This window comes from Pseudomonas sp. NPDC096917 (assembly GCF_044762555.1).
GTDB lineage: Bacteria > Pseudomonadota > Gammaproteobacteria > Pseudomonadales > Pseudomonadaceae > Aquipseudomonas.
Window position 1 is genome coordinate 30827 of record NZ_JBIWEO010000002.1, and the last position, 26452, is coordinate 57278.

Sequence of the window (26452 nt, forward strand, 5' to 3'; positions counted from 1 at the left end):
GAAGCCCGGACTAATAAGATGGCATTGAAATCCCCCGCGTTTCGTAAAAAATTTCCGTTGCTGGTAACCGGCAGTTTGCTGGCCATGCAACCTCTAGCCGTGCCGTTCGCTGTTGCCGAGGAGCAGTATGACTGTTCCGTGTCGGCTACGGGTGGCTGGGATTGCGCACCGAAAACCAATAATGCGCAATTGCCACCTCGTCCGTCACATACCGGCGCTGCTGTAGCAGAGGCGAGTGGTGAGTCAGGCGAGCAGGCTGCCCAGGTGCCCCTAGTCACCACAGCCAAAGGCCGTGGCCTCAAGGCGCGCAGTACTGACTACAGCCATCTGGACTGGGTCCCGCGCGACAAACTCACGCCTGCGCAACTGGCCGAAACCGGTCCGTACTGCTCGGGCTCGTATGTTGAGCCCTCTCGTCCGGGCATGCACGACACGACCAGCAAAAGCGACTCGCCTACGTTTGTGGGAGCCAAGGCTTCCCGCTACCAGCAGGATGAGCAGGTCGCAACCCTGGCCGGTGACGTCGTCATGCGCCAAGGCAGCATGCAGGTCGAAGCCGACGAAGCCAGCCTGTACCAGGCCGAGAGCCGTGGCGAGCTGAATGGCAACGTACGTCTGCGCGACAACGGCGCCCTGATCGTCGGCGATCACGCCGATGTTCAGCTGGATACCGGTGCCGCCAAGGTCGATAACGCCGAATACGTGCTGCACAAGTCGCGCATTCGCGGCAGTGCGCTGTACGCCAAACGTGCTGAAGACGCGATCATCCGCCTCAAGGATGGTACGTACACCACGTGCGAACCCAACAGCAACGCCTGGCAGCTCAAAGGCAACAACATCACGTTGAACCCGGCCACCGGTTTCGGCACGGCTACCAACGTGACGCTACGGGTCAAAGACATTCCTGTTCTTTACACCCCGTACATTTACTTTCCGATCGACGATCGCCGTCAGTCCGGTTTCCTGCCGCCGTCTTTCAGCAGCAGCTCCGACACCGGCTTTACGCTCGTGACACCTTACTACTTCAACCTGGCACCTAACTACGATGCCACGTTGTACCCGCGCTACATGACCAAGCGCGGTTTGTTGATGGAAGGTGAGTTCCGCTACCTGACCGAGTCCAGCGAAGGACAATTCGGCGCCGCGTACCTCAACGACGACAGCAACGAGCGCAAGCTGCAAACCGACTACGAAAAAACCCGCTACATGTACAACTGGCAGCACAAGGGCGGGCTTGATTCGCGTGTTCTGACCGAAGTCGACTACACCAAGATCAGCGATCCGTACTACTTCCAGGATCTGCAAACCGATCAGGTCGGGGTTGAAAGCCGCGACTACCTGAACCAGCAAGGGGCTGTCAGTTACCGCGGCGATGACTTCACCGCCAAGCTGAATGTGCATGCCTACCAGTTGGCGACCGTGACCCAGGTCACGCCGTACAACCAGATGCCACAGCTCACCTTCAATGGCGGTCTGCCGTATCACCCGGGTGGCGTGAACTTTACCTACAACACCGAACTGGTGCGGTTCGAGCGCGACCTGGAAAACGGCGACTACACCGACGAATACGGCGTATCCACCCCGCGTTTGGACCGCAACATAACAGGCCTGGCACGTGCCAACGGTACACGCCTGAACCTCGCCCCGGCCATGTCGCTGCCGATGACCTCGAGCTACGGCTACGTGACGCCAACCCTCAAGTACGCTTACACCCAGTACGATCTGGACCTGGATGGCACAGGCAAGTCTCAATTGGCGACAGGCGAGAAATTCGACAGCTCGGTAAACCGCAGCGTGCCGATCGCCAGCCTCGACAGCGGCCTGTACTTCGACCGCAACACCAACTGGTTCGGCACCAACTACCGCCAGACGCTGGAACCACGGGCGTTCTACCTGTATGTGCCTGAGCGCAACCAGGAAAACATCCCTGTTTTCGACACCAGCGAAAGCAGCTTTAGCTACTCCTCGCTGTGGCGTGACAACCGTTTCACCGGCGCTGACCGTATCGGCGATGAGAACAAACTGTCGCTGGGCTTGACCAGCCGCTGGATCGAAGAAAACGGCTTTGAACGTCAACGCGTCAGCATTGGCCAGGCGTACTACTTCAAAGACCGCAAGGTCCAATTGCCTGGCGTCAGTGACAATCGTGATGACTCGACTTCACGCGTTTCGCCGTACGCACTGGAATACGCCTACCGCTTCAACCGCGACTGGCATGCAACCGCTGACTACAACTGGGACCCGGAGACCCGCAGCCCCCGTTCTGGCAGCGCGATGATGCATTACCAGCCTGAAGACAACCCGAACAAGGTCGTCAACTTGGGCTATCGCTATCGTAACGACCAAGTGGTGTACAACCAGTACACCGGTAAGTGGCAATTCGGCGGTGACTACCTGACCCCGAGCGATCCTGGTTACATCAAGGATTACTACAAAATCCAGCAGCACGACTTCTCGGTTATCTGGCCAATCGTGCCGCAGTGGAGTGCCATTTCACGCTGGCAGTTTGACTACAACCGCAACCGTACCCTGGAAGCCTTCGGTGGCTTTGAGTACGACAACTGCTGCTGGAAAATGCGTCTGATCAGCCGCTACTGGGTTTCCAACGACGAATACACCCAAGAAGCCCCTCAAAATGAAAAGGGCGACCATGGGATCTTCCTTCAAATTGTGCTGAAAGGTCTCGGCGGCGTTACAGGCGCCAAAGTAGAGAGCTTCCTCGACAAAGGCATCCAAGGTTATCGTGAACGTGAAGATCAAGCTTTCTGAGTGTCTGCGCCCCCTAGTATTGGGCGCATTGTTCCTGGGTACTGCAGCAGCGCACGCTGCAGTACAGCCCCTTGATAAGGTCGTGGCCATCGTCGATAACGACGTGATCATGCAGAGCCAACTGGACCAGCGTGTCCATGAAGTTCAGCAAACCATTGCCAAGCGTGGTCAGGGCGTACCGCCTGCCAGCGTCCTGGATCAGCAAGTGCTTGAGCGTTTGATTGTCGAAAACCTGCAACTGCAGATCGGCGAGCGCTCGGGCATTCGCATCACTGACGAAGAACTGAACCAGGCCATCGGCACTATTGCCCAGCGCAATAACATGAGCCTTGATCAGTTTCGTCAGGCCCTGGCCCATGATGGCCTGTCCTATGAAGACGCTCGCGAGCAGGTTCGCCGCGAGATGATCATCAGCCGTGTCCGTCAACGTCGTGTAGGCGAGCGCATTCAGGTCACCGAGCAAGAAGTGAAAAACTTCCTCGCTTCAGACCTGGGCAAAGCTCAACTGTCCGAAGAGTACCACCTGGCCAACATCCTGATTCCGACGCCTGAAAGCGCAAACTCTGACGCTATACAGGCGGCCTACAAGCAGGCTGACGACGTTTACAAGCAGCTCAAGCAAGGTGCGGACTTCGGCCAGATGGCCATCGCTCGTTCCGGCAGCGACACCGCACTGGAAGGCGGCGACATGGGCTGGCGTAAAGCTGCTCAATTGCCACCGCCGTTCGACCGCATGCTGAGTGAAATGCCAGTCGGTGACATTACGCCTCCAGTGCGTACACCGGGCGGCTTTATCATCCTCAAGCTGAACGCCAAGCGCGGCGGCGAAACAGTCATGGTCGACGAAGTTCATGTTCGTCACATCCTGATCAAGCCAAGCGAAATCCGTACCGAGGCGCAAACCAAAGAACTGGCAGCCAAGATCTACGACCGTATTCAATCGGGCGAAGACTTTGCCACCCTGGCTAAAACCTACTCCGAAGATCCGGGTTCAGCCCTCAACGGTGGCGACCTGAACTGGGTTGACCCGAACTCGCTGGTTCCTGAGTTCCGTGAAGCCATGGCCAATAGCCCGCAAGGTGTTCTGTCCAAGCCGTTCAAAACTCAATACGGCTGGCATGTGCTGGAAGTCCTTGGCCGTCGCTCCACTGACAGCACCACGCAAGCTCGCGAGCAACAGGCAATGAACGCCCTGCGCAATCGCAAGTACGATGAAGAGCTGCAAAGCTGGCTGCGTCAGATCCGTGACGAAGCCTATGTAGAAATCAAACTTCCTGGCGCAACCAACCAGGCAGAGAGCGCAGATCAGGGAGCACAGTGAAAACACAGCGTTTTGCACTGACACCCGGCGAACCGGCAGGCATAGGTCCAGACCTGTGCCTGCTTCTCGCCTCGCAACGCCAGCCACATCCCCTGATTGCCATTACCAGCCGCGACCTGCTCAATGAGCGGGCCGCGCAACTGGGCGTGGCGGTCAGCCTGCTATCGGTGAGTCCGGACAACTGGCCCGAGCAACCGGCACCGGCAGGCAGCCTGTATGTGTGGGACACCCCGCTGAACGCGAATGTCGCCGCCGGCAAGCTGGACAAGGCCAACGCTGCATTTGTGCTGCAAACCCTGACCCGCGCAGCCCTTGGCTGTGTCGCAGGCGACTTCGCAGGCATGATCACCGCGCCTGTGCACAAAGGCGTCATCAACGAAGCGGGCATCCCGTTTTCCGGCCATACCGAATTCCTCGCCGACCTGACCCGCACCGAGCAAGTCGTGATGATGCTCGCCACCCGCGGACTGCGCGTGGCACTGGTCACCACTCACTTGCCGTTGCGTCAGGTAGCCGATGCAATCACCCCTGAGCGTCTGATGCGAGTGACCCGCATTCTGCACGCTGACCTGCAACAAAAATTTGGCATCGCCCAACCGCGTATCCTGGTGTGCGGGCTCAACCCCCATGCTGGCGAAGGCGGCCATTTGGGCCATGAAGAAATAGACATCATCGAACCAACCCTGGAGCGTCTGCGTAACGAAGGCATGGACCTGCGTGGCCCACTGCCTGCCGACACTCTGTTTACCCCCAAATATCTGGAGCACTGCGATGCAGTGCTGGCGATGTACCACGACCAAGGCCTGCCCGTACTGAAATACAAAGGGTTTGGTGCCGCAGTCAACATCACCCTTGGCTTACCGATTATCCGCACCTCTGTCGACCATGGCACCGCCCTGGATCTGGCAGGCAGCGGCAAGATCGATACCGGCAGTCTGCAAGTCGCCCTGGAAACCGCCTATCAGATGGCCGAGACCCGTATATGACCGAGCAATACCAACACAAGGCGCGCAAGCGTTTTGGCCAAAACTTCTTGCACGATGCAGGCGTCATCGACCGCATCCTGCGTGCGATCAATGCCAAGTCGAGCGACCGCCTGCTGGAAATTGGTCCGGGCCAGGGCGCGCTGACGCAAGGCATTCTGAGCAGCGGCGGCCAACTGGATGTCGTGGAACTCGACAAAGACCTGATCCCCATCCTGAACCAACAGTTCGCCGGCATGAGCAACTTCTCCCTGCACCAGGGTGATGCACTGAAGTTTGACTTCAAGAGCCTCAACGCCGCACCGCGCACATTGCGGGTGGTCGGCAACCTCCCGTACAACATTTCCACGCCACTGATTTTTCACCTGTTGAAAAACGCCGACCTGATCCGCGACATGCACTTCATGCTGCAAAAAGAAGTGGTTGAGCGCATGGCCGCAGGGCCTGGCGGTGGCGACTGGGGCCGCCTGTCGATCATGGTCCAGTACCATTGTCGTGTTGAACACCTGTTTAACGTTGGCCCAGGCGCCTTCAACCCACCGCCAAAAGTTGATTCCGCGATTGTCCGCCTGGTGCCGCACGACGTACTGCCGCATCCGGCCAAAGACCATCGCCTGCTCGAACGCGTGGTTCGCGAAGCGTTCAACCAACGCCGCAAAACCCTGCGCAACACCCTCAAAGCCTTGCTCAGCAACGCTGAAATCGAAGCTGCGGGCGTCGATGGCAGCTTACGCCCAGAGCAACTCGACCTCGCCGCCTTCGTGCGCCTGGCCGACAAACTCAGCGAACAACCGGTCGAAGCGCCATCTGCTGACTGAGTACTGAGAAAAAAACCGTATCAGGCCAGACGCGACGTCTGGCCTGATGCCGCCTATTTGGCAAAACTTTACCCAGCGACGCGGTTTGCAATGAAGCGCGAACAGCCCCTAGACTCAGGCATCAGTTTTATCCGGAACTGTGTCTCTGCTTTCAAGTAAGGCCTCTCGCATGCAAGATCCTCGCTATGTGATCGACGTCAGCGTCGTCACGCGTTACCTGCCAGAACAATCACAACCCGAGCTACAGCGCTTTGCCTTTGCGTACACCATTACGGTGCACAACAAAGGATCGCTGGCGGCCAAACTGTTGTCGCGGCATTGGGTGATTACCGATGGCGACGGTCATGTAGAAGAAGTCCGCGGCGCCGGCGTTGTCGGGCAACAGCCATTGATTGAGCCCGGCGAACAGCACATCTACAGCAGCGGCTCGGTGATCACGACCAAAGTCGGCACCATGCAGGGCAGCTACTTGATGCACGCGCAAGATAACCATCAATTCAAAGCCATCATTGCGCCCTTCCGCCTGGCGGTTCCCGGAGCACTGCACTAATGGCGGTCTATGCCGTTGGCGACCTGCAAGGTTGTTTGCAGCCACTCAAGTGCCTGCTGGAACGCGTGGCCTTCGACCCTGCCACAGACAAACTGTGGTTGGTGGGCGACCTGGTCAACCGTGGACCTGAATCACTGGAAACCCTGCGTTTTCTCTACCGCATGCGCGAATCTCTGGTATGCGTGCTGGGCAACCATGACCTGCACCTGCTGGCTGTCGCCTACAACATCGAACGCCTGAAAAAAAGCGATACGTTGCGCGAGATTCTCCAGGCGCCCGATTGCGATGACTTGCTCACCTGGCTGCGCCAGCTTCCGTTGCTGCACTACGACCTAGAGCGCAACACAGCACTGGTGCACGCCGGAATACCGCCGCAATGGACACTGAAAAAAGCACTCAAGTGCGCCAACGAAGTCGAGCAGGCTTTGCGTGATGACAACCTGGTCAAACCCTTCCTTGACGGCATGTATGGCAACGAACCCGCCAAGTGGGACAACGACCTCACTGGCATCACGCGCCTGCGGGTAATCACCAACTACTTCACCCGCATGCGCTTTTGTAACCGCGACGGCAAACTCGACCTCAAGAGCAAAGAGGGCATAGGCAGCGCCCCGCCTGGCTACGCCCCGTGGTTCAGCTATAAAGAACGCAAAACCCAGAATATAAAGATCATCTTTGGACACTGGGCCGCACTGGAAGGCAACTGCCAGGAGCCTGGCGTGTTCGCGCTCGACACTGGCTGTGTCTGGGGCGGAGCCATGACCTTGCTCAATGTCGATACCGGCCAGCGCCTGAGCTGCGACTGTGATGATACGGGCCACACAGCCCCCACCCCTCAACCCCATTCTTCTCAGCCTTTGGGTACGCCGTAATACGCACCCGCTGTCAGGCTAAAGGAAAACACATGACCGAATTCAAACGCATCTCCCCACAAGAAGCTCAAACCCTGCGCGAAAAAGGTGCCGTGGTCGTCGACATCCGCGACCCACAGGTCTACGCAGAGCTGCACATCAGTGGCGCAAAGCATCTGGACAACCACTCGATCGCCGACTTCATCAGGGCCGCGGACCTCGACGCCCCCTTGATCGTCGCTTGTTACCACGGCAACTCCAGCCAAAGCGCAGCGGCCTACCTGGTAAGCCAAGGTTTTTCTGACGTCTACAGCCTCGATGGTGGTTTCGAGCTGTGGCGTGCGACTTATCCACAAGAAACCTCCAAAATCGCCGCCGAATAATTTTTTTATACGCGCCAGCCCGCGTGATCATTGGGCTGGCGCCCCTTCTGACCAACGGTCAAACATAACAATTCACGCATCTCGCCTTGACCTCCCCGATTACCAACTATCCTTAAGCGCAGGCCATCCGAATCTGGGGAGAGCCGGTACACCGGTGTATGGATCATCAGTAGTAACTTCAAGGGGTTAGCCACCTTGATGGTGTCCTGGGGGGTACACGGCAACTGCAATGTTGCTGCATGCCAGCACTCGAACTGACCGATCTATCGCCGGCTCCACGTATCGAGCGAGGTGACGTCATGAGTATTTTTAGCCACTTCCAACAACGCTTTGAATCCACACGCCAAGAGGAGCTCACGCTCCAGGAATACCTTGAGCTGTGCAAACAAGACAAAAGCGCTTATGCCTCAGCCGCAGAACGCCTGCTGCTGGCCATTGGTGAACCGGAACTACTGGACACCTCGACCAACTCTCGCCTGTCGCGAATATTTTCCAACAAGGTGATTCGCCGCTATCCGGCCTTTGAAGACTTCCACGGAATGGAAGAATGCATCGACCAGATCGTGTCGTACTTCCGCCATGCGGCCCAAGGTCTGGAAGAGAAGAAACAAATCCTCTACCTCCTCGGTCCGGTGGGCGGCGGTAAATCATCGCTGGCTGAAAAGCTCAAACAGCTGATAGAGAAAGTACCGTTCTATGCGATCAAAGGCTCACCGGTCTTTGAATCACCGCTGGGGCTGTTTAACGCGACCGAAGACGGCGCGATTCTCGAAGAAGACTTCGGCATTCCAAAACGCTACCTGAGCACCATCATGTCGCCCTGGGCCACCAAGCGCCTGGCCGAATTTGGTGGCGATATCAGCCAGTTCCGCGTAGTCAAGCTCTACCCTTCGATCCTCAATCAGATCGGTGTGGCGAAGACCGAGCCCGGTGACGAAAATAACCAGGACATCTCGGCCCTCGTCGGCAAGGTCGATATTCGAAAACTCGAAGAATTTCCGCAAAACGACGCCGATGCCTACAGCTACTCGGGCGCACTGTGCCGGGCCAACCAAGGCCTGATGGAATTCGTCGAAATGTTCAAGGCACCGATCAAGGTGCTGCACCCACTGCTCACCGCCACCCAAGAGGGCAACTACAACAGTACCGAAGGCCTTGGCGCGATTCCGTTTACCGGCATCCTGCTGGCGCACTCCAACGAATCGGAGTGGCACACCTTCCGTAACAACAAGAACAACGAAGCGTTCATCGACCGGATCTACATCGTCAAAGTCCCGTACTGCCTGCGCGTCAGCGACGAAGTGAAAATCTACGACAAGCTGTTGTTCAACAGTTCCCTGGCCAAGGCACACTGCGCGCCAGACACCCTGAAAATGCTCGCCCAGTTCACTGTACTTTCGCGTCTCAAAGAGCCGGAAAACTCCAACATCTACTCCAAGATGCGGGTCTACGACGGCGAAAACCTCAAAGACACCGACCCGAAAGCCAAATCGATCCAGGAATACCGCGACAGCGCGGGCGTGGATGAAGGCATGAACGGTCTTTCGACCCGTTTCGCGTTCAAAATCCTGTCCAAAGTCTTCAACTTCGACCCGCACGAAATTGCCGCCAACCCGGTGCACCTGCTGTACGTGCTGGAACAGCAAATCGAGCAGGAACAGTTCCAGGCCGAAACACGCGAACGCTACCTGCGCTTCCTCAAGGAATATCTGGCGCCGCGCTATATCGAGTTCATCGGCAAGGAAATCCAGACCGCCTACCTCGAATCGTACAGCGAGTACGGACAAAACATCTTCGACCGCTATGTGCTCTATGCAGACTTCTGGATCCAGGATCAGGAATACCGTGATCCAGAAACCGGTGAAATCCTCAACCGCGTGGCGCTCAACGAAGAACTGGAGAAAATCGAAAAACCGGCCGGTATCAGCAACCCGAAAGATTTCCGCAACGAAATCGTCAACTTCGTGCTGCGGGCCCGTGCCAACAACAACGGCAAAAATCCGACCTGGCTCAGCTACGAGAAGCTGCGCGTCGTCATCGAGAAAAAAATGTTCTCGAACACCGAGGATCTGCTGCCGGTTATCAGCTTCAACGCCAAAGCGAGCAAAGAGGACCAACAGAAACACAACGACTTCGTCACTCGCATGGTCGAACGCGGCTACACCGACAAACAAGTACGGCTGCTCTCTGAGTGGTATCTGCGGGTCAGAAAGTCGCAGTGAGGCAGTGAATCAGCTGCTAGCTTCAAGCTGCAGGCCGCAAGAGAAAAGCACGGGTAACCGCGTCTACTTGCAGCTTGCAGCTCATAATTTGAAGCTCCCCGGAGGGCCTTATGAGCTATGTGATCGACCGACGCCTCAATGGCAAGAACAAGAGCACGGTAAACCGCCAGCGTTTCCTGCGGCGCTACCGTGACCACATTAAAAAGGCCGTCGAAGAGGCCGTAGGCCATCGCTCCATCACAGACATGGAACATGGCGAACAAATCAGCATTCCGGGCCGCGATATCGATGAGCCCGTGCTTCACCACGGCCGTGGCGGCAAGCAAACCGTGGTTCACCCCGGCAACAAGGAATTCACCACGGGCGAACATATCCAGCGCCCGCAAGGGGGTGCGGGAGGCGGTGGCGGCCCTGGCAAAGCGGGCAACTCCGGCGAAGGCATGGACGAGTTCGTGTTTCAGATTACCCAGGAAGAGTTTCTCGAATTCATGTTCGAAGACCTCGAACTGCCGAATCTGGTCAAACGCAACCTGACCGGCACCGACACCTATAAAACCGTACGCGCCGGCATCAGCAGCGAGGGCAACCCATCGCGCATCAACATCATCCGCACCCTGCGCTCAGCGCACGCGCGGCGTATTGCGCTGTCCGGCAGCAGCCGGGCAAAACTCAAGGAGGCGAAAGCCGAACTGGAACGGCTGAAACGCGAAGAACCCGACAACTTCGGCGATATCAAGGAAATCGAGGCTGAAATAGAGAAACTCAGCGCGCGGATTCACCGCGTACCGTTTCTCGACACCTTCGACCTCAAGTACAACTTGCTGGTCAAGCAACCCAACCCCAGCTCCAAAGCCGTCATGTTCTGCCTCATGGACGTTTCCGGCTCCATGACCCAAGCCACGAAAGACATCGCCAAGCGCTTCTTTATTCTGCTGTACCTGTTCCTCAAGCGGAACTACGACAAGATTGACGTAGTGTTTATTCGCCATCACACCAGCGCCCGCGAAGTGGACGAAGAGGAGTTTTTCTATTCCCGGGAAACAGGCGGCACCATCGTCTCCAGCGCGCTCAAATTGATGCAGGAAATCATGGCCGAGCGTTATCCGACCAATGAGTGGAACATCTACGCGGCCCAGGCTTCGGACGGTGACAACTGGAACGACGACTCACCCATTTGCCGCGACATTCTGATCAACCAGATCATGCCGTTTGTGCAGTACTACACTTACGTAGAGATCACGCCACGTGAGCATCAGGCGCTCTGGTTCGAATATGAGCGAATCAGAGAGGCATTTTCCGACACCTTCGCTCAACAGCAACTGGTCTCGGCCGGCGATATTTACCCGGTCTTCCGTGAACTCTTCCAGCGCAGGTTAGCCACATGACCGCCAAAGAGCATAAACGCCAACCCATCTCCACGGGTTCAGAATGGACCTTTGAGCTGATCCAGGCCTACGACCGCGAAATCGGCCGCCTCGCGGAACGCTATGCGCTGGATACCTACCCCAACCAGATCGAGGTCATCACCGCCGAGCAAATGATGGACGCCTACGCCTCCGTGGGCATGCCACTGGGCTATCACCACTGGTCCTACGGCAAACACTTCTTGAGTACCGAAAAGTCTTACAGCCGTGGGCAGATGGGCCTTGCCTACGAAATCGTCATCAACTCCGACCCGTGCATTGCTTATCTGATGGAAGAAAACACCATCTGCATGCAAGCACTGGTGGTGGCCCACGCGTGCTATGGGCATAACAGCTTCTTCAAGGGCAACTACCTGTTTCGTACCTGGACTGATGCCAGTTCAATCATCGACTACCTGGTGTTCGCCAAGCAGTACATCATGCAGTGCGAAGAGCGCCACGGCATCGACGCCGTGGAAGACCTCCTCGATTCCTGCCATGCCCTGATGAACTATGGCGTAGACCGCTACAAACGGCCTTATCCGATCTCCGCCGAAGAAGAGCGCCGGCGCCAGAAAGACCGCGAAGAGCATCTGCAAAAACAGATCAACGACCTCTGGCGCACCATACCCAAAGGCGCTGACAAATTCAGTGAAAAAGACAACGCTCGCTTTCCTGAAGAACCGCAGGAAAACATCCTGTACTTCATCGAAAAACACGCGCCCCTACTGGAGCCCTGGCAGCGCGAAGTAGTGCGAATTGTGCGCAAGATCGCCCAATACTTTTACCCGCAGCGCCAGACACAGGTCATGAACGAAGGCTGGGCCACGTTCTGGCATTACACCCTGATGAACGACCTATACGACGAAGGCCTGGTGACCGAAGGCTTCATGATGGAGTTCCTGACCTCGCATACCAGCGTGGTCTTCCAGCCCGGCTTTGACAGCCCGTATTACAGCGGGATCAACCCCTACGCCCTGGGTTTTGCGATGTACCGCGACATCCGGCGAATCTGTGAAAATCCCACCGAAGAAGACCGTCACTGGTTCCCGGATCTGGCGGGGACCGACTGGCTGTCGAGCATCAAATTTGCCATGAGCAGCTTCAAGGATGAGAGCTTCATCCTGCAATACCTGTCACCCAAGGTGATCCGCGACCTGAAACTCTTCAGCATCATGGACGACGATCAAAAGGATGATTTGCTGGTGCCGGCCATTCACGACGAAAACGGCTACCGCACCATTCGCGAAACACTGGCGGCGCAATACAACCTGGGCAACCGTGAGCCTAACGTTCAAATCTGGAGTATTGATCGACGCGGCGACCGCTCACTGACCCTGCGTCATCAGCAACATGACCGCAAACCGTTGGGCGAATCCACAGACGAAGTGCTCAAGCACCTGCATCGACTCTGGGGCTTTGATATTCATCTCGAAACCCTGCAAGGCGACCAAGTGATGAAAGTCCACCACGTGCCCCCTAAAGGCGAGCATGGCGACAACGACTACGCACGCCTGGACCTGTCTGCAGTCCATCTGTAACAACACCCGCCTGCGTTGGCGCGACGCACAGGTTATTCTGTCGCGCTAACGGAGGCTTTTTTATGAAGATCTATCAAGTAGGCGGCGCAGTACGCGACCGCTTGCTGGGCATACCCGTCACCGACATCGACTGGGTTGTAGTGGGCGCTACCGCCGAGCAGATGCTCGCCCTGGGGTATCGTCCGGTGGGTTCGGATTTCCCGGTGTTTCTTCACCCAAAAACCGGTGAAGAGTACGCACTCGCCCGCACCGAGCGAAAAAGCGGCCACGGGTACGGCGGCTTCATCTTCCATGCAAGCCCCGACGTCACCCTTGAAGAAGACCTGATTCGTCGCGACCTGACCATCAATGCAATGGCCGAAGACGATGCTGGCAACTTGACCGACCCGTATCACGGGAAACAAGACCTTGAAGCGCGCATTTTACGTCACGTTTCCCCCGCGTTCGCCGAAGATCCTCTGCGAGTTCTGCGTGTTGCCCGATTCAGTGCGCGCTATGCCGGGCTGGGTTTCAGCATCGCTCCCGAGACGCTGGAACTCATGCGCCAACTGTCCACCTCTGGCGAACTGCAGGCCCTGACCCCCGAGCGCTGCTGGAAAGAAATCTCCCGCGCACTGATGGAAGATCATCCGCAGGTATTCATTGAAGTGCTGCGCAGCTGTGGCGCGCTTGAAGTGCTGATGCCCGAAGTGAACGCACTGTTTGGCGTACCTCAGCCTCCCGCTCACCACCCTGAAATCGACACCGGCATGCACACACTGAGCGTGCTTGAGCAAGCGGCTTTGCATGGCCAGCCTCTGACCGTGCGCTGGGCCTGCCTGCTACACGATCTGGGCAAAGGGCTGACACCCGAAAGCGAGTGGCCAAGACACATTGCCCACGAACACAAAGGGCTGCGCCTGATCAAAGCGGTCAATGAACGCTACAAAGCCCCGAGAGACTGCCAAGAACTGGCGTTGCTGGTGGGCGAGTATCACACCCACGGCCATCGCGCCCTGGAACTCAAGGCGTCGACATTACTGGAGTTGCTGCAACGTTTTGACGTATACCGCCGACCGCAGCGTTTTGAAGAGTTTGTGGTCGCGTGCGAGATGGACGCCAAAGGGCGCCTGGGGCTGGAAAATCGGCCGTATCCACAGGCCGACTACTTGCGAGGCGCGGCATTGGCGGCGCAAGCGGTAGCGGTTCAACCACTGCTGGAACAAGGTTTTAAAGGCCCAGAGCTAGGCGAAGCCCTCAAACGCGAGCGGCTCAAGGCATTGCAAGCCTACAAAGACGCCGCCAAACGCTGAAACACCAAAAACCTTCTGTCATTACATGGACTCGCCCAAGCCGAGGCGGCTGTGCGCCACGGTGGCATTCTATTAGAAGCCAACGACAGCAAGGGCGAGACCATGAAAACGATCACAACTATGCACTGGCTAAACAGGTTTTTGCAGCTTAATGCGCAGGCTTTGACGCACCTCAGCGGTGTTGCTCAGATAGTCGGTCAAGCCTTTTGAGCGCAGGCTGCACGCCGCACAATGGCCGCATCCCGCGCCTTTTATGCCGTTGTAGCAAGTCAGCGTCTGGTCGCGAATCAAGTCCAACTGGTGATGCTCGTCAGCCAATGCCCATACTTCGGCTTTGTTAAGCCACATCAATGGCGTTTCGATGCGTACGTCGTAGGCCATGCCCAAGGTAATCGCCTGGTTGAGCGACTTCACGAACTCATCACGGCAGTCCGGGTAACCCGAGAAATCGGTCTCGCACACACCCGTAATGACCGTCTTGGCCTGCACTTGATAGGCGTAGATACAGGCCAGGGTCAGAAATAAAATATTGCGCCCTGGCACGAATGTACTCGGCAAACCGGTTTCAGGGTCAGAGGCATCGGGCACTGCAATGTCGTCGCGGGTCAGGCTGCTGACCGTTAATTGATTAAGCAAGGACGCATCCAGGACCGTGTGCTTTGTGGCACCCAGTTGCTTGGAAAGGGTTAACGCGACCTCAATCTCTGCTCGATGGCGTTGGCCATAGTCAAAGGTAATGCAGTGCACTTCGTCATAAAGGGGCAGTGCCTGCAATAAACAGGTGGTTGAGTCTTGTCCGCCACTGAAAACGATAACCGCTTTTTTATTCATGTTATGTGCCTAATTAAAGATGCGCAGGGATGACGCTGTTCAGCGAGGCCCGAGACTATTCTGCGGGTTGAGCAGGAACAAGCGAACGCACTTATTCGGGAGGTTTCTGCACTGATAAAGGGATTAGTCTTACGCAGTAGCCGTGTTGGCGCCTCGCAGGCTGCGGTCTTTGAGGGTCAAAAGATCGCAGCCTGCAGGCAGCCCTTACGGGTTATGCGGTATTTACTGCGGTAACGCAGCGCCTTTTGGCCACAGCAACCAGATATTGCCTTTCTGCTTCATGTCGCCAGCAATTTTCCCGGCTTGCGGGCCGGTGCCTACGAAGAAGTCGGCTCGCACTTCGCCAGCAATTGCGCCGCCCGTGTCTTGCGCTGCAACTGGGCGCACGATGGGTTGGCCATCTGCCTGGGTCGTCGACAACCACAGCAGGCTGCCCAGCGGAATGACTTTGCGATCCACCGCTACGCTGTAGCCTGCCGTCAGGGGCACGTTCAGCGAGCCGCGCGGTCCTTCGTTGCTGTCAGGGTTTTGGGTGAAAAACACATAGCTGGGGTTGCTGGCCAGCAGTTCGTGCACGCGCTCGGGGTGAGCCACCGCCCACGCGTGGATGGTGCCCATGGTCACGTCTTCTTTTTTCAGCTCGCCGTGTTCAACCAACCAGCGGCCGATAGGTTTGTACGGGTGCCCGTTCTGGTCCGCGTAGCCAATGCGCAGCTGGCGGCCGTTGTCGAGTTGCACTCGGCCAGAGCCCTGGATTTGCAAAAACTGCAAGTCCATCGGGTCGGTCAACCAGGCCAGCACCGGTGCATTTAAACCTTTGCTGTTGATGGTTTCTGCCGTGTCGTAAGGCTTGAGCACACGCCCTTCAAGGCGTCCGCGCAGGCGCTTGCCTTTGAGTTCAGGGTAAATGCTGTCCAGGTTCACCACGATCAGGTCGGAGGGTACGCCATAAATGGGCACGTTGGCGGTGGCGGTCGGTTTGAGGCTGCCGGGGTAAACCGGCTCGTAATAGCCGGTGATCAAGCCGTCGCTGCTGCCTTCGGCCGAGCGCAAGCTGTACACGTCGAGATGGGCTTGCAGAAAATTGCTGATCTCGGCCACGCTCGGGTTGGCGGGCAAACGGGTAGCAGCGCTGCAAATGCTGCCCCAGTTCGGGTCGGTCTTGAGGCGGGTACATGCACTGCGCCATGAGGCAAAGCCGCTTTGCAAATCGGTGCCGGTGACTTCGGGCAGCGCGCTCCAGTCGGCCTTGCTGTAGGTAGTATGAGGTTCAGGTTTTGCGTGGTCTTGGTCTGTGCCATTGCAGCCAGCCAGCAGCATGACAACAGGTAACGCCCAGGCCAGAGGCTGGAAAAGTGATCTCATCAACGGTGTTCCTTCAAGGTTGCCAAGGTCAATCGACCTGCCAGGCAACCCATATATTTAATAGGGGTATTGGTCTTTACGAGTGACACGAGGATACTGGCGGCCGTTTTCCGTGACGCGAAGCCACCATGACTGTTAAACAATGTTTCGTTGTATTGCTGGCCTGCCTGACGCTCTCGGCGTGTGGCGGCGTTGATCCCGATTCACCGCTGGGGCTGCGTAAAGCGATTTTCAAGCAAATGCTCAAGACCAGCGAAGAACTGGGCGGCATGTTGCGTGGCCGGCTTGCGTTCGATGGTCCGCGCTTTGCCCAAGCCTCTATGCAACTGGATGTGTTGGCTCACGAGCCCTGGCAGCATTTCCCTCAGGTCAAAGAGTCGGATCAAACCAGCGCCACTGATGCCGTTTGGCAAAAGCAGGCGCGTTTTCAGGCATTGGCGCGCGAGTTGGAAGCCGCTACGGGCGAGTTGGTGATCGCCAGTCAGGTACAACCTTATAAAGCCAGCAACCTGACGCCAGCAGTGCAGAAAGTCGAAGACACGTGCAGCGCTTGCCACAAGGAATTCAGGAATCACTGAGTAGCAAAATCCCATGTAGGAGCAAGCTCGCTCCTACCGGCGGAATCAGTGACTTACTTGTCCAGCTGATCCAGCGCTTCTTGCAATTCTTTGCGCGACTCAGCGAGCTTGGTTTTACGCTTGTCGATTTTTTCCGGATCGCCTTTCTTCATGGCTTTGTCCAGGTCTGCCTGACGTTTGCTGACTTCGTGCTTGGCTTCCAGCACCTTGTTTTCGCGTTCTTTCTTCAGGCCGGCGTCGGTGCAGTTTGCATTCACTTCGCTCAGGGCTTTTTCCAGACCTGCTGCTTGGTCGCTGTTGCCGTGGGCACGCGCTTGCTCAAGTTGCAGGGTGATGGCTTGCTTCTTGGCTGCACAGCCCGTCAGTTCCGGTGCTTGATCGGCGGCCATCAAAGGGGCGGCCAGCAGGCCACACACAGTAAACAGGACCAGAGGTGAAAAACGTTTCATAAAAAGCTCCATGACTAAAGATGACAATAAACACAATGGGAAAAAGACCGATGCGCAGCATACGCCTCGGGTAAAGGTGCGGGTGCGGTCTCTAATCGAAACCGGCAATCCCGGCAGCACGTAATGCCTCACTTAACGCCTGTACATTCGGATCACGAAAAAATGCGCTCAGTTGCGCGGCACGTCGGGCGCCGATGCCTGAGTGGGTCTGCCAGGCCTGCTCGTCACGTGCGGCGAGTGCCTGCCATGACTGCCCCAGCGGTGCATCGCCCGTGGGCGGCAGACCGATGGCTTTGACCCAACGCTCAAACGGTTGTTGCCGCGCACTGCGCCAGCTGGCGAGCAAACGCTCGCTGCTGCGTTCACCGAAGCCCGCAATGTTAGCAAGCTGAGCGCTGTCCAGGGTCATCCAATCAAGCAAGTTCGTGATGCGCCCTGTATTAACCAGGGTTTTCCAAGTGCCGGGCCCGGTGAATGGCAGCGCCAGACCTTGTTTGCCGCTGAGCCAATTAAGGCGTGCCAAAAACTGGCTCTCGCATCCCGGTGTCACCTGCCAGCAGCTTAGAGCATGAAAGTTATGGGGGGTGGGTGTTTTGACTTCAACGCGCTCGCTGGCGCGCACGGCCACGCTGTCCAGCCGTGGAATGGTCATGCCTGCCAGGCTGATGACAACAAGATCGCCGGGGAGAATATCCAGGCTTTGCCAACGCTGCAACGAACCGGCGCTGATGCGTTTGATGGTGCGGTCGTCCACACGAACCGGGGTCAGTTCCAGCATGGGCGTGATGCGTCCGGTGCGGCCAATGTTGAACGTCACGTTGCGCACTTCGCTTAACGCTTGGGCATGCGGGTATTTCCACGCCGCCGCCCAGTTGGGCGGCTTGGCCTGCCAGCGCTCTGCCGCCGGGCGCTGGCTTTGACGCAACACCACGCCGTCACTGGCGAAGGGCAGCGGGCTGTTGTACCAATGCTCGCGCCAGTGCCGGGCGTGATCAAGGTGTTCGATGGGCTGGCTGTAGGTGTGGCTGTCGGTGAAACCCAGCGCGCTCAATTGCGCGATACGTTCGGCTTGCGCTGATGGGCCTTTGGGCCAGTCCCACACAAATAGCCCGATACCCTGGCCTTGTTCGGGACTCAATTCATGACGAGCCATCAACCCGGCCACGGTGCTACGCGCATTGACGCTGCCTGCCTTGGCTTGAATGTGGCCGGGCAAGCGCCAATACAGTTCGCCTTGCAGCAACCTGTCCACAGGCTGCGACAGTTGTTGGGGGATGGCCTTGATGGCACGCGCCGAGCGGGTCCAGTCCTGGCCCATTTGCCCGTCGCCCCGGCTGATCACGTGCTGCAATTGGCCCTGTTTATAGATCAGCGTGACCGCTACGCCATCGACCTTGGGTTGAATCCACAGGTCCTTGCGCCCTTTTATCCAAGCATTAACCGCAGGCTCATCTGCCAGTTTGGCCAAGCCTGTTTGGGCAACAGGATGCGCGACCGGGCCGTTTGCGGTCTGTAGTGGGTCATCTACGGCAAGGCAGTGTTCTAGTCGGCTGCGTGATTGGTCGTAAACCGCATCGCTAACCAGTGACACCCCCAAGCGGTGGTAACTGTCGTCCCAGACTTTAATTTGCTGGCGCAGGGCCTGAGCGTCGGTGCAGGTATTGGCGAGTGAGTTGACGCTGAGAAAAGCGAGCAAAAGCCCACTGAAAAGACGGAGTGTGGCCAGCATCATGAGCATCCTTGCCCGGAGTGAATGCTTAAGGCTAGTGGAGGATTTTTAGCGCGGGAGGGCAAGAAGGTTGCCGGGTGTTTCGGTGCCTGATAACCGCTCCCACAGGTGTGTGTTGTGACGAACAAAAAAAGCCCCGAACAGTCACCTGTCCGAGGCTTTTGGTGCAGCAGGCTTACTTACAAACCAGCGGCAGTGCGCAGTTCTTCAGCGCGGTCGGTACGCTCCCACGTAAACGTGGTGAAGGTATCGTCGCCAACCGTTTTGGTCTGCGGGATACGGCCGAAGTGACCGTAGGCTGCAGTTTCCTGGTACATCGGGTGCAGCAGATCAAGCATCTTGGTGATGGCGTATGGACGCAGGTCGAACACCTCACGCACCAGCTTGATGATTTTCTCGTCGGAGATTTTGCCAGTGCCGAAGGTGTTCAACGAAATCGAAGTCGGTTGAGCGACGCCGATTGCGTAGGAAACCTGGATCTCGCAACGCTCAGCCAGGCCGGCAGCCACGATGTTCTTGGCCACGTAACGACCGGCGTAAGCTGCCGAACGGTCAACCTTGGATGGATCTTTACCCGAGAACGCGCCGCCGCCGTGACGGGCCATGCCGCCGTAGGTGTCAACGATGATCTTGCGACCGGTCAGGCCGCAGTCACCCACCGGGCCACCGATGATGAACTGGCCAGTCGGGTTGATGTGGAACTGGGTGTCTTTGTGCAGCAGATCGGCAGGCAGCACGTGCTTGACAATCAGTTCCATCACGCCTTCGCGCAGGTCTTTGTTCGACACTTCCGGGTTGTGCTGGGTCGACAGCACGATGGCGTCGATGGCTACAACCTTGCCGTCTTCGTAACGGCAGGTCACTTGCGACTTGGCGTCCGGGCGCAGCCAAGGCAGCAGGCCGGATTTACGGGCTTCAGCCTGACGCTGCACCAATTGGTGCGAGAACGTGATCGGGGCTGGCATCAGCACGTCAGTTTCGTTGCTGGCGTAGCCGAACATCAGACCCTGGTCGCCGGCGCCCTGATCTTCAGGCTTGGCGCGGTCAACACCCTGGTTGATGTCTGGGGACTGCTTGCCGATGATGTTCATCACGCCGCAGGTCGCGCCGTCGAAGCCGACGTCGGAGCTGGTGTAACCAATATCGGTGATCACGTCACGAACGATCTGTTCCAGGTCAACCCAGGCCGAAGTGGTCACTTCGCCCGCGATGATGGCTACGCCGGTTTTCACCAGAGTTTCGCAGGCCACACGGGCGTGCTTGTCTTCAGCAATGATGGCGTCCAGCACCGCGTCAGAAATCTGGTCGGCGATTTTGTCCGGATGCCCTTCAGACACGGACTCGGAGGTGAAAAGGGAGTATTCGCTCATCTCGACGGTTTCCTAATATTTACCGATGGTGAGTGTCGCCAGTTGGCCGCTGAAAGTGGCGGACCTGAATCTGGAAACCATTACGTAAGCCTACATAGAGGCTGTCCCCGGGAACGAGTCCCGCAGCGGTGGCCCAATGGACCAGATCATCTTGTTCAAAACCAAGCCACAGATCACCGCAAGCCTCGCGGGCCCACGCCTGATTATGGCTACACAACTCTGTTACCAGCAGGCTACCGCCAGGTTGCAGCAAGGTTGCCAGTCGCCTGAGTGCTTCAGCCGGTGCCGCGAAATGGTGCAAGACCATGTTCAGTACCACGCAATCGGCCTGAATCTGCGTATCGTGCAGCGCGTCGGCCAGCAGCAGGCTGACGTTGTTCAGTGACTCGCGCTCACATAGCTGGCGTGCCAGCTCAAGCATCACCGGGCTGTTGTCCAGTGCCGTGACCTGTTGAAAGCGGCGGGCCAGGTCGGGCAAGAAACTGCCATCGCCGGGGCCGACTTCCAGGGCCGTGGCCGCTGGGCTAAAGCTCTGTTTGTCGAGCAGCGCCAAGACGCTGTCCCGATACTGTGGCAAGCCAGCGATCAAATCCTGTTGAGCGCGAAATTTCTCGGCAACACGCGAGAAAAAGTCCTGACTGGCCGCTGCCCGGTGTCCATGTACGGCACTGATGCGCGCTTGCACGTCGGCAGGCAAGGTCAGATTGTCGACCTCTTCCAGCAACGCAGCATGCAACTTGCCGCCCAGCAGCTCGGTGTGGGGCAAGGCCCGACGATAAAAAATGGCATTGCCTTCACGACGCGTCGCCACCAGTTGCGCTTGGGACAACACCTTGAGGTGATGGCTCATGCCTGACTGGCCGGTAGCGAAAATGTGCGTCAGCTCCAGCACTCCAAATGAATCGTTGGCCAACGCGCGCAGCACATTGAGTCGCAGCGGGTCGCCTCCAGCCTTGCACAAGGCGGAGAGCTCGTCGCAATCGTCATGGCGGATTGAAGGCACGCGTAAGTTCATGGGGCCGCAGTCTAGTTACCCGCCTCACGCCTCGCAAGGTCAATATCAAAACTTTTTGATATTGATTAATAACCGTACGTTTGTCGGAGCGTATGTGCTGATTAACGAAATGAAATGTCCGATCTTCAACAGGTGGAACGATTCAGCGCAGGAAAAACGCTTCAAGCGATTATCTGTCATTGCCCCGAGGGCGGTGGGTGAGGGAAAATGCTCGCCTTTTTTGCGTTTCGATTTAACTTTCAATACTCAGGAGAACAGCGATGCCCAGCCGTCGTGAGCGTGCCAACGCCATTCGTGCACTCAGCATGGATGCCGTGCAAAAAGCCAACAGCGGCCATCCAGGTGCCCCTATGGGTATGGCGGATATCGCCGAAGTACTGTGGCGCGATTATCTGAAGCACAACCCGAGCAACCCGTCGTTCGCTGACCGTGACCGCTTCGTGCTGTCCAACGGCCACGGTTCGATGCTGATCTACTCGTTGCTGCACCTGACCGGCTATGACCTGTCGATCGACGATCTGAAAAACTTCCGCCAACTGCACAGCCGCACCCCGGGTCACCCGGAGTTCGGTTACACGCCGGGCGTTGAAACCACCACAGGTCCGTTGGGTCAGGGCTTGGCTAATGCCGTGGGCTTCGCCCTGGCTGAAAAAGTCATGGGCGCGCAGTTCAACCGTCCTGGCCACAATGTTGTCGATCACCACACCTACGTGTTCCTGGGTGATGGCTGCATGATGGAAGGCATTTCTCACGAAGTTGGCTCATTGGCCGGCACCTTGGGCCTGAGCAAACTGATCGCGTTCTACGACGACAACGGCATCTCGATTGATGGCGAAGTTGAAGGCTGGTTCACTGACGACACGCCAAAGCGTTTCGAAGCCTACAACTGGCAAGTGATCCGCAACGTTAACGGTCACGATCCGGAAGAAATCAAAACCGCGATCGAAACGGCCCGTAAAAGCGACAAGCCCACACTGATCTGCTGCAAAACCACCATTGGTTTTGGCTCGCCGAACAAGCAGGGCAAAGAAGAAAGCCACGGTGCTCCACTGGGCGCGGACGAAATCGCCCTGACCCGCAAGGCACTGGACTGGAACTATGGCCCATTTGAAATCCCGGCTGATATCTACGCCGAATGGGATGCCAAACAAGCCGGTGCTGCGGTTGAGTCTGAGTGGGACAAGCGTTTCGCGGCCTACGCTGCCGAATTCCCGGAACTGGCCAGCGAACTGACCCGTCGCCTGAGCGGTAAATTGCCTGCTGACTTCGATGCCAAGGCTAACGCCTACATCGCTGAAGTCGCGGCCAAAGGCGAGACCATCGCCAGCCGTAAAGCCAGCCAGAACGCGCTGACGGCCTTTGGTCCGCTGCTGCCGGAACTGCTGGGCGGCTCGGCTGACCTTGCCGGTTCCAACCTGACCATCTGGAAAGGCTGCAAAAGCATCACCGGCGAAGACGCCAGTGGCAACTACGTGCACTACGGTGTGCGTGAGTTCGGCATGAGCGCCATCATGAACGGCGTGGTTCTGCACGGCGGGCTGGTGCCTTATGGCGCAACATTCCTGATGTTCATGGAATACGCCCGTAACGCCATCCGCATGTCGGCCCTGATGAAGCAGCGCGTGATCTATGTGTTCACCCACGACTCCATCGGTCTGGGCGAAGACGGCCCGACGCACCAGCCGGTTGAGCAACTGACCAGCCTGCGTACCACGCCGAACCTGGACACCTGGCGCCCAGCCGACGCGGTCGAATCCGCCGTGGCCTGGAAATTTGCCCTGGAGCGCAACGACGGCCCGTCCGCGTTGATCTTCTCGCGTCAGAACCTGACCCACCAAACTCGTGATGCTGGCCAGATTGCCGATATCAACCGTGGTGGCTACGTGCTCAAGGACTGCGCAGGCGAGCCTGAACTGATCCTGATCTCGGCCGGCTCCGAAGTGGGCCTGGCTGTTCAGGCTTACGACAAGCTGACCGAACAAGGCCGCAAGGTACGTGTTGTATCGATGCCATGCACCAGCGTGTACGAAGCTCAGGACGCAGGCTACAAGCAGTCGGTTCTGCCGCTGCAAGTGAGCGCGCGTATTGCTATCGAAGCTTCCCACGCAGACTACTGGTACAAGTACGTGGGCCTGGAAGGTCGCGTCATCGGCATGACCACCTACGGCGAGTCGGCGCCTGCGCCTGCCTTGTTCGAAGAATTCGGCTTCACCCTGGAAAACATCCTGGGTCAGGCTGAAGAGCTGCTGGAAGACTAAAACAGGCGGTCGTGGTTCCCCGTGGGAGCTGCCCAGGCGGCGATCTTTAAAATCAAAATATCGCCGCCTGCGGCAGCTCCCACGGGGGATTGTTTTGTTAATGCCTTAATTAAGAGAACCCCATGCCTCAACCGCGTCCTTACAAAGTTGCACTCAACGGCTACGGCCGGATTGGCCGCTGCGTCTTGCGTGCATTGTTCGAGCGAGGGGCAGATGCCGGGTTTGAAATTGTTGCACTGAATGATTTGGCCGACATGGCCAGTCTCGAATATTTGACGCGCTTCGACTCCACGCATGGCCGGTTTCCCGGCGAAATACGGATCGAGGGCGACTGCCTGCATATCAATGGCGACTGCGTGAAAGTGTTCCGCAGTGCCACCCCCGAAGGTATCGACTGGGCCGCGCTGGGCGTTGATCTAGTACTGGAATGCTCTGGCGTATATCACACCCGTGCCGATGCTCAGCGTTTCCTCGATGCCGGTGCGCCTCGCGTACTGTTTTCGCAGCCCATGGCCAGCGAAGCCGATGTCGACGCGACCATCGTTTATGGCGTCAACCAGCACAGCCTGACCGGCGACGAGCGCCTGGTATCCAACGCTTCCTGCACCACCAACTGCGGCGTGCCGCTGTTGCGTCTGCTGGATGAGGCGTTTGGCATTGAGTACGTGTCGATCACCACGATTCACTCGGCGATGAACGATCAGCCGGTGATTGACGCCTATCACCACGAAGACCTGCGTCGCACCCGCTCGGCGTTCCAGTCAGTAATTCCGGTGTCTACCGGCCTGGCCAAAGGCATTGAACGTTTATTGCCGGAACTTGCTGGCCGTATTCAAGCCAAAGCCGTACGAGTGCCGACGCTTAACGTGTCATGCCTCGATATTACGTTGGTCACGGCGCGCGACACCGACGCCGTTGAAGTGAATCGTGTGCTGCGTGAGGCAGCCACCAGCGGCCCGCTTAAAGGCTTGCTGGCTTACACCGAGTTACCGCATGCCAGTTGTGATTTCAACCATGACCCGCATTCAGCCATTGTCGATGCCAGTCAGACCCGCGTTTCCGGGCCACGGCTGGTGAACCTGCTGGCCTGGTTCGACAACGAATGGGGTTTTGCCAATCGAATGATCGATGTGGCAGAGCACTATTTGCACGTAACCCACCCCAAAACCGCTCTCTAACTTTAGACACTCAGGAACTGCGACCCATGACCGTGTTAAAGATGACCGACCTCGATCTGCAAGGTAAACGCGTGCTGATCCGCGAAGACCTCAACGTCCCAGTCAAGGACGGTGTCGTCACCAGCGATGCGCGCATCCTTGCTTCGCTGCCGACCATCAAGCTGGCGCTGGAAAAAGGCGCAGCGGTTATGGTCTGCTCGCACTTGGGGCGTCCGACTGAAGGCGAATTCTCGGCTGAAAACAGCCTCAAGCCTGTGGCCGACTACCTGAGCAAAGCCTTGGGTCGCGACGTGCCGCTGGTCAGCGACTACCTGAATGGCGTCGACGTCAAAGCGGGCGACATCGTGTTGTTCGAAAACGTGCGCTTCAACAAAGGCGAGAAGAAAAACGCCGACGAACTGGCCAAGCAATATGCCGCCCTGTGCGACGTGTTTGTGATGGACGCGTTCGGTACGGCTCACCGCGCCGAGGGTTCGACCCACGGCGTCGCCAAATTCGCCAAGGTTGCTGCGGCAGGCCCATTGCTGGCGGCAGAGCTTGAAGCCCTGGGCAAAGCCCTGGGTGCCCCGGCCAAGCCAATGGCGGCCATTGTCGCCGGCTCCAAAGTGTCGACCAAGCTTGAAGTGCTGAACAGCCTGAGCCAGATCTGCGACCTGCTGATCGTGGGCGGCGGTATTGCCAATACCTTCCTGGCGGCTGCCGGTCACCCGGTCGGCAAATCGCTGTACGAGCCCGACCTGCTGGAAACCGCCCGCGCCATCGCCGCCAAGGTCAACGTGCCGCTGCCGACTGACGTGGTGGTGGCCAAGGAATTCGCTGAGTCGGCCGCTGCTACTGTCAAACTGATCGACGACGTGGCCGCTGACGACATGATTCTGGACATCGGCCCGCAAACGGCTGCGCACTTTGCCGAACTGTTGAAATCTTCCAAGACTATTCTGTGGAACGGTCCGGTGGGTGTGTTTGAGTTCGACCAGTTCGGTAACGGCACGAAAGTACTGGCCCAGGCCATTGCTGACAGTGAGGCGTTCTCGATTGCAGGCGGTGGCGACACCTTGGCTGCCATCGACAAGTACGGCATTGCCGATCAAATTTCCTACATCTCGACTGGCGGCGGCGCATTCCTGGAGTTCGTTGAAGGCAAAGTTCTGCCTGCTGTAGAGATCCTGGAAAGCCGCGCTAAAGCCTGAAAATGACTCAGGCCCTGAAAGGAAGCATGGACATGGTCAAGTTGTTACCGCTGTTAATGATCGCGGGCTTTTTGGCCGGTTGCTCCGGTTCGGCCAAGCCACCGGTAGAAGCCGACACTGCGCCAGAAAGTGGCTGTTACCAGGCAGACTGGCAGGCGCAGAGCGTGCCGCTGGTCAATAAACGCTCAGGGCCTGAAGCGCTGGAAAAATACGAAACACCTGAAGCTTCAAAAGAGAGCGGCTGCCCTTAAGCCGCACAGCCTTCTGCAGGAGCGAGCTTGCCTCGCGATCTTTTGATTTTTAAAAGATCGCAAGGCAGCCTGCTCATACAGGGTGGCCGAAGCCCGCCAGGGTTG

Annotated in this window: 22 protein-coding genes; 16 read left to right on the forward strand and 6 right to left on the reverse strand. The window is 57.6% G+C overall.

What is annotated here, in order from left to right; translation table 11 throughout:
• Positions 1-18: 18 nt before the first annotated feature.
• From ACIQYF_RS02335 to ACIQYF_RS02385, 11 genes are all read left to right on the forward strand, one after another.
• On the forward strand, positions 19-2769 hold the full coding sequence (locus ACIQYF_RS02335) for an LPS-assembly protein LptD (RefSeq protein WP_402856308.1): 2751 nt from the start codon (positions 19-21) through the stop codon (positions 2767-2769).
• Positions 2744-4090, forward strand: coding sequence for a peptidylprolyl isomerase SurA (surA, locus tag ACIQYF_RS02340; RefSeq protein ID WP_402856311.1), 1347 nt, complete (start codon positions 2744-2746; stop codon positions 4088-4090). Before ACIQYF_RS02335 ends, surA begins: the two co-directional genes overlap by 26 nt.
• A complete protein-coding gene (pdxA, locus tag ACIQYF_RS02345; RefSeq protein ID WP_402856314.1) occupies positions 4087-5076 on the forward strand; it encodes a 4-hydroxythreonine-4-phosphate dehydrogenase PdxA in 990 nt (329 codons plus the stop codon). Before surA ends, pdxA begins: the two co-directional genes overlap by 4 nt.
• The gene (gene rsmA, locus ACIQYF_RS02350) at positions 5073-5891 is read left to right on the forward strand and encodes a 16S rRNA (adenine(1518)-N(6)/adenine(1519)-N(6))-dimethyltransferase RsmA (protein ID WP_402856317.1); all 819 of its coding nucleotides are present in this window, start codon (positions 5073-5075) and stop codon (positions 5889-5891) included. The genes pdxA and rsmA overlap by 4 nt, the downstream gene beginning before the upstream one ends.
• Positions 5892-6060: 169 nt before the next feature.
• Positions 6061-6441, forward strand: a complete 381-nt coding sequence (gene apaG, locus ACIQYF_RS02355) for a Co2+/Mg2+ efflux protein ApaG (protein WP_402856320.1) — start codon at positions 6061-6063, stop codon at positions 6439-6441.
• Positions 6441-7313, forward strand: a complete 873-nt coding sequence (locus ACIQYF_RS02360) for a symmetrical bis(5'-nucleosyl)-tetraphosphatase (protein ID WP_402856324.1) — start codon at positions 6441-6443, stop codon at positions 7311-7313. The genes apaG and ACIQYF_RS02360 overlap by 1 nt, the downstream gene beginning before the upstream one ends.
• A 32-nt stretch (positions 7314-7345) precedes the next feature.
• Positions 7346-7675, forward strand: coding sequence for a thiosulfate sulfurtransferase GlpE (gene glpE, locus ACIQYF_RS02365; RefSeq protein WP_402856328.1), 330 nt, complete (start codon positions 7346-7348; stop codon positions 7673-7675).
• Positions 7676-7974: 299 nt separating this feature from the next.
• On the forward strand, positions 7975-9897 hold the full coding sequence (locus ACIQYF_RS02370) for a PrkA family serine protein kinase (RefSeq protein ID WP_019409846.1): 1923 nt from the start codon (positions 7975-7977) through the stop codon (positions 9895-9897).
• Positions 9898-10007: 110 nt separating this feature from the next.
• Complete coding sequence (locus tag ACIQYF_RS02375; RefSeq protein ID WP_322237235.1) at positions 10008-11282, forward strand: YeaH/YhbH family protein; 1275 nt, start codon at positions 10008-10010, stop codon at positions 11280-11282.
• Positions 11279-12841, forward strand: coding sequence for a SpoVR family protein (locus ACIQYF_RS02380; protein WP_402856333.1), 1563 nt, complete (start codon positions 11279-11281; stop codon positions 12839-12841). Before ACIQYF_RS02375 ends, ACIQYF_RS02380 begins: the two co-directional genes overlap by 4 nt.
• 62 nt (positions 12842-12903) lie before the next feature.
• The gene (locus ACIQYF_RS02385) at positions 12904-14133 is read left to right on the forward strand and encodes a multifunctional CCA addition/repair protein (protein WP_402856336.1); all 1230 of its coding nucleotides are present in this window, start codon (positions 12904-12906) and stop codon (positions 14131-14133) included.
• Positions 14134-14262: 129 nt separating this feature from the next.
• Here the strand turns inward: ACIQYF_RS02385 and queC are convergent, their stop codons facing one another.
• Complete coding sequence (gene queC, locus ACIQYF_RS02390) at positions 14263-14964, reverse strand: 7-cyano-7-deazaguanine synthase QueC (RefSeq protein WP_402856339.1); 702 nt, start codon at positions 14962-14964, stop codon at positions 14263-14265.
• A gap of 222 nt (positions 14965-15186) precedes the next feature.
• Positions 15187-16329, reverse strand: coding sequence for a murein transglycosylase A (locus ACIQYF_RS02395; RefSeq protein ID WP_402856342.1), 1143 nt, complete (start codon positions 16327-16329; stop codon positions 15187-15189).
• Between the two features lie 128 nt (positions 16330-16457).
• Between ACIQYF_RS02395 and ACIQYF_RS02400 the strand changes: the two genes are divergently transcribed.
• Positions 16458-16907, forward strand: coding sequence for a c-type cytochrome (locus tag ACIQYF_RS02400; protein WP_402856345.1), 450 nt, complete (start codon positions 16458-16460; stop codon positions 16905-16907).
• 53 nt (positions 16908-16960) lie between these two features.
• On the opposite strand, the gene ACIQYF_RS02405 is transcribed toward ACIQYF_RS02400, so the two are convergent.
• From ACIQYF_RS02405 to ACIQYF_RS02420, 4 genes are all read right to left on the reverse strand, one after another.
• Positions 16961-17356, reverse strand: coding sequence for a DUF1090 domain-containing protein (locus ACIQYF_RS02405; protein WP_402856348.1), 396 nt, complete (start codon positions 17354-17356; stop codon positions 16961-16963).
• A gap of 91 nt (positions 17357-17447) precedes the next feature.
• Positions 17448-19085 (reverse strand): NAD-dependent DNA ligase LigB, encoded by a 1638-nt coding sequence (gene ligB / locus ACIQYF_RS02410; RefSeq protein ID WP_402856351.1) that lies wholly within the window; start codon positions 19083-19085, stop codon positions 17448-17450.
• A gap of 179 nt (positions 19086-19264) precedes the next feature.
• Positions 19265-20455 (reverse strand): methionine adenosyltransferase, encoded by a 1191-nt coding sequence (gene metK, locus ACIQYF_RS02415; protein ID WP_402856354.1) that lies wholly within the window; start codon positions 20453-20455, stop codon positions 19265-19267.
• A 19-nt stretch (positions 20456-20474) separates the two neighbouring features.
• A complete protein-coding gene (locus ACIQYF_RS02420; RefSeq protein WP_402856357.1) occupies positions 20475-21470 on the reverse strand; it encodes an ArsR/SmtB family transcription factor in 996 nt (331 codons plus the stop codon).
• A gap of 260 nt (positions 21471-21730) precedes the next feature.
• On the opposite strand from ACIQYF_RS02420, the gene tkt reads away from it, so the two are divergent.
• From tkt to ACIQYF_RS02440, 4 genes are all read left to right on the forward strand, one after another.
• Positions 21731-23728, forward strand: coding sequence for a transketolase (gene tkt / locus ACIQYF_RS02425; protein ID WP_402856360.1), 1998 nt, complete (start codon positions 21731-21733; stop codon positions 23726-23728).
• 122 nt (positions 23729-23850) lie between these two features.
• Positions 23851-24906, forward strand: coding sequence for an erythrose-4-phosphate dehydrogenase (gene epd / locus ACIQYF_RS02430; RefSeq protein ID WP_402856363.1), 1056 nt, complete (start codon positions 23851-23853; stop codon positions 24904-24906).
• Between the two features lie 26 nt (positions 24907-24932).
• Positions 24933-26096 carry a phosphoglycerate kinase gene (locus ACIQYF_RS02435; protein WP_402856366.1) on the forward strand — a complete coding sequence of 388 codons (1164 nt, stop codon included), beginning with the start codon at positions 24933-24935 and terminating at the stop codon, positions 26094-26096.
• Positions 26097-26128: 32 nt separating this feature from the next.
• Positions 26129-26347 carry a hypothetical protein gene (locus ACIQYF_RS02440; RefSeq protein ID WP_402856369.1) on the forward strand — a complete coding sequence of 73 codons (219 nt, stop codon included), beginning with the start codon at positions 26129-26131 and terminating at the stop codon, positions 26345-26347.
• Positions 26348-26452 lie beyond the last annotated feature (105 nt).

Excerpts from the sequence above, each read along its gene's own strand:
- ACIQYF_RS02335 (WP_402856308.1), top strand. The coding sequence starts at position 19 with ATGGCATTGAAATCCCCCGCGTTTCGTAAAAAATTTCCGTTGCTGGTA.
- rsmA (WP_402856317.1), top strand. The coding sequence starts at position 5,073 with ATGACCGAGCAATACCAACACAAGGCGCGCAAGCGTTTTGGCCAAAAC.
- apaG (WP_402856320.1), top strand. The coding sequence starts at position 6,061 with ATGCAAGATCCTCGCTATGTGATCGACGTCAGCGTCGTCACGCGTTAC.
- ACIQYF_RS02360 (WP_402856324.1), top strand. The coding sequence starts at position 6,441 with ATGGCGGTCTATGCCGTTGGCGACCTGCAAGGTTGTTTGCAGCCACTC.
- glpE (WP_402856328.1), top strand. The coding sequence starts at position 7,346 with ATGACCGAATTCAAACGCATCTCCCCACAAGAAGCTCAAACCCTGCGC.
- ACIQYF_RS02370 (WP_019409846.1), top strand. The coding sequence starts at position 7,975 with ATGAGTATTTTTAGCCACTTCCAACAACGCTTTGAATCCACACGCCAA.
- ACIQYF_RS02375 (WP_322237235.1), top strand. The coding sequence starts at position 10,008 with ATGAGCTATGTGATCGACCGACGCCTCAATGGCAAGAACAAGAGCACG.
- ACIQYF_RS02380 (WP_402856333.1), top strand. The coding sequence starts at position 11,279 with ATGACCGCCAAAGAGCATAAACGCCAACCCATCTCCACGGGTTCAGAA.
- ACIQYF_RS02385 (WP_402856336.1), top strand. The coding sequence starts at position 12,904 with ATGAAGATCTATCAAGTAGGCGGCGCAGTACGCGACCGCTTGCTGGGC.
- queC (WP_402856339.1), bottom strand. The coding sequence starts at position 14,964 with ATGAATAAAAAAGCGGTTATCGTTTTCAGTGGCGGACAAGACTCAACC.
- ACIQYF_RS02395 (WP_402856342.1), bottom strand. The coding sequence starts at position 16,329 with ATGAGATCACTTTTCCAGCCTCTGGCCTGGGCGTTACCTGTTGTCATG.
- ACIQYF_RS02400 (WP_402856345.1), top strand. The coding sequence starts at position 16,458 with ATGACTGTTAAACAATGTTTCGTTGTATTGCTGGCCTGCCTGACGCTC.
- ACIQYF_RS02405 (WP_402856348.1), bottom strand. The coding sequence starts at position 17,356 with ATGAAACGTTTTTCACCTCTGGTCCTGTTTACTGTGTGTGGCCTGCTG.
- ligB (WP_402856351.1), bottom strand. The coding sequence starts at position 19,085 with ATGCTGGCCACACTCCGTCTTTTCAGTGGGCTTTTGCTCGCTTTTCTC.
- metK (WP_402856354.1), bottom strand. The coding sequence starts at position 20,455 with ATGAGCGAATACTCCCTTTTCACCTCCGAGTCCGTGTCTGAAGGGCAT.
- ACIQYF_RS02420 (WP_402856357.1), bottom strand. The coding sequence starts at position 21,470 with ATGAACTTACGCGTGCCTTCAATCCGCCATGACGATTGCGACGAGCTC.
- tkt (WP_402856360.1), top strand. The coding sequence starts at position 21,731 with ATGCCCAGCCGTCGTGAGCGTGCCAACGCCATTCGTGCACTCAGCATG.
- epd (WP_402856363.1), top strand. The coding sequence starts at position 23,851 with ATGCCTCAACCGCGTCCTTACAAAGTTGCACTCAACGGCTACGGCCGG.
- ACIQYF_RS02435 (WP_402856366.1), top strand. The coding sequence starts at position 24,933 with ATGACCGTGTTAAAGATGACCGACCTCGATCTGCAAGGTAAACGCGTG.
- ACIQYF_RS02440 (WP_402856369.1), top strand. The coding sequence starts at position 26,129 with ATGGTCAAGTTGTTACCGCTGTTAATGATCGCGGGCTTTTTGGCCGGT.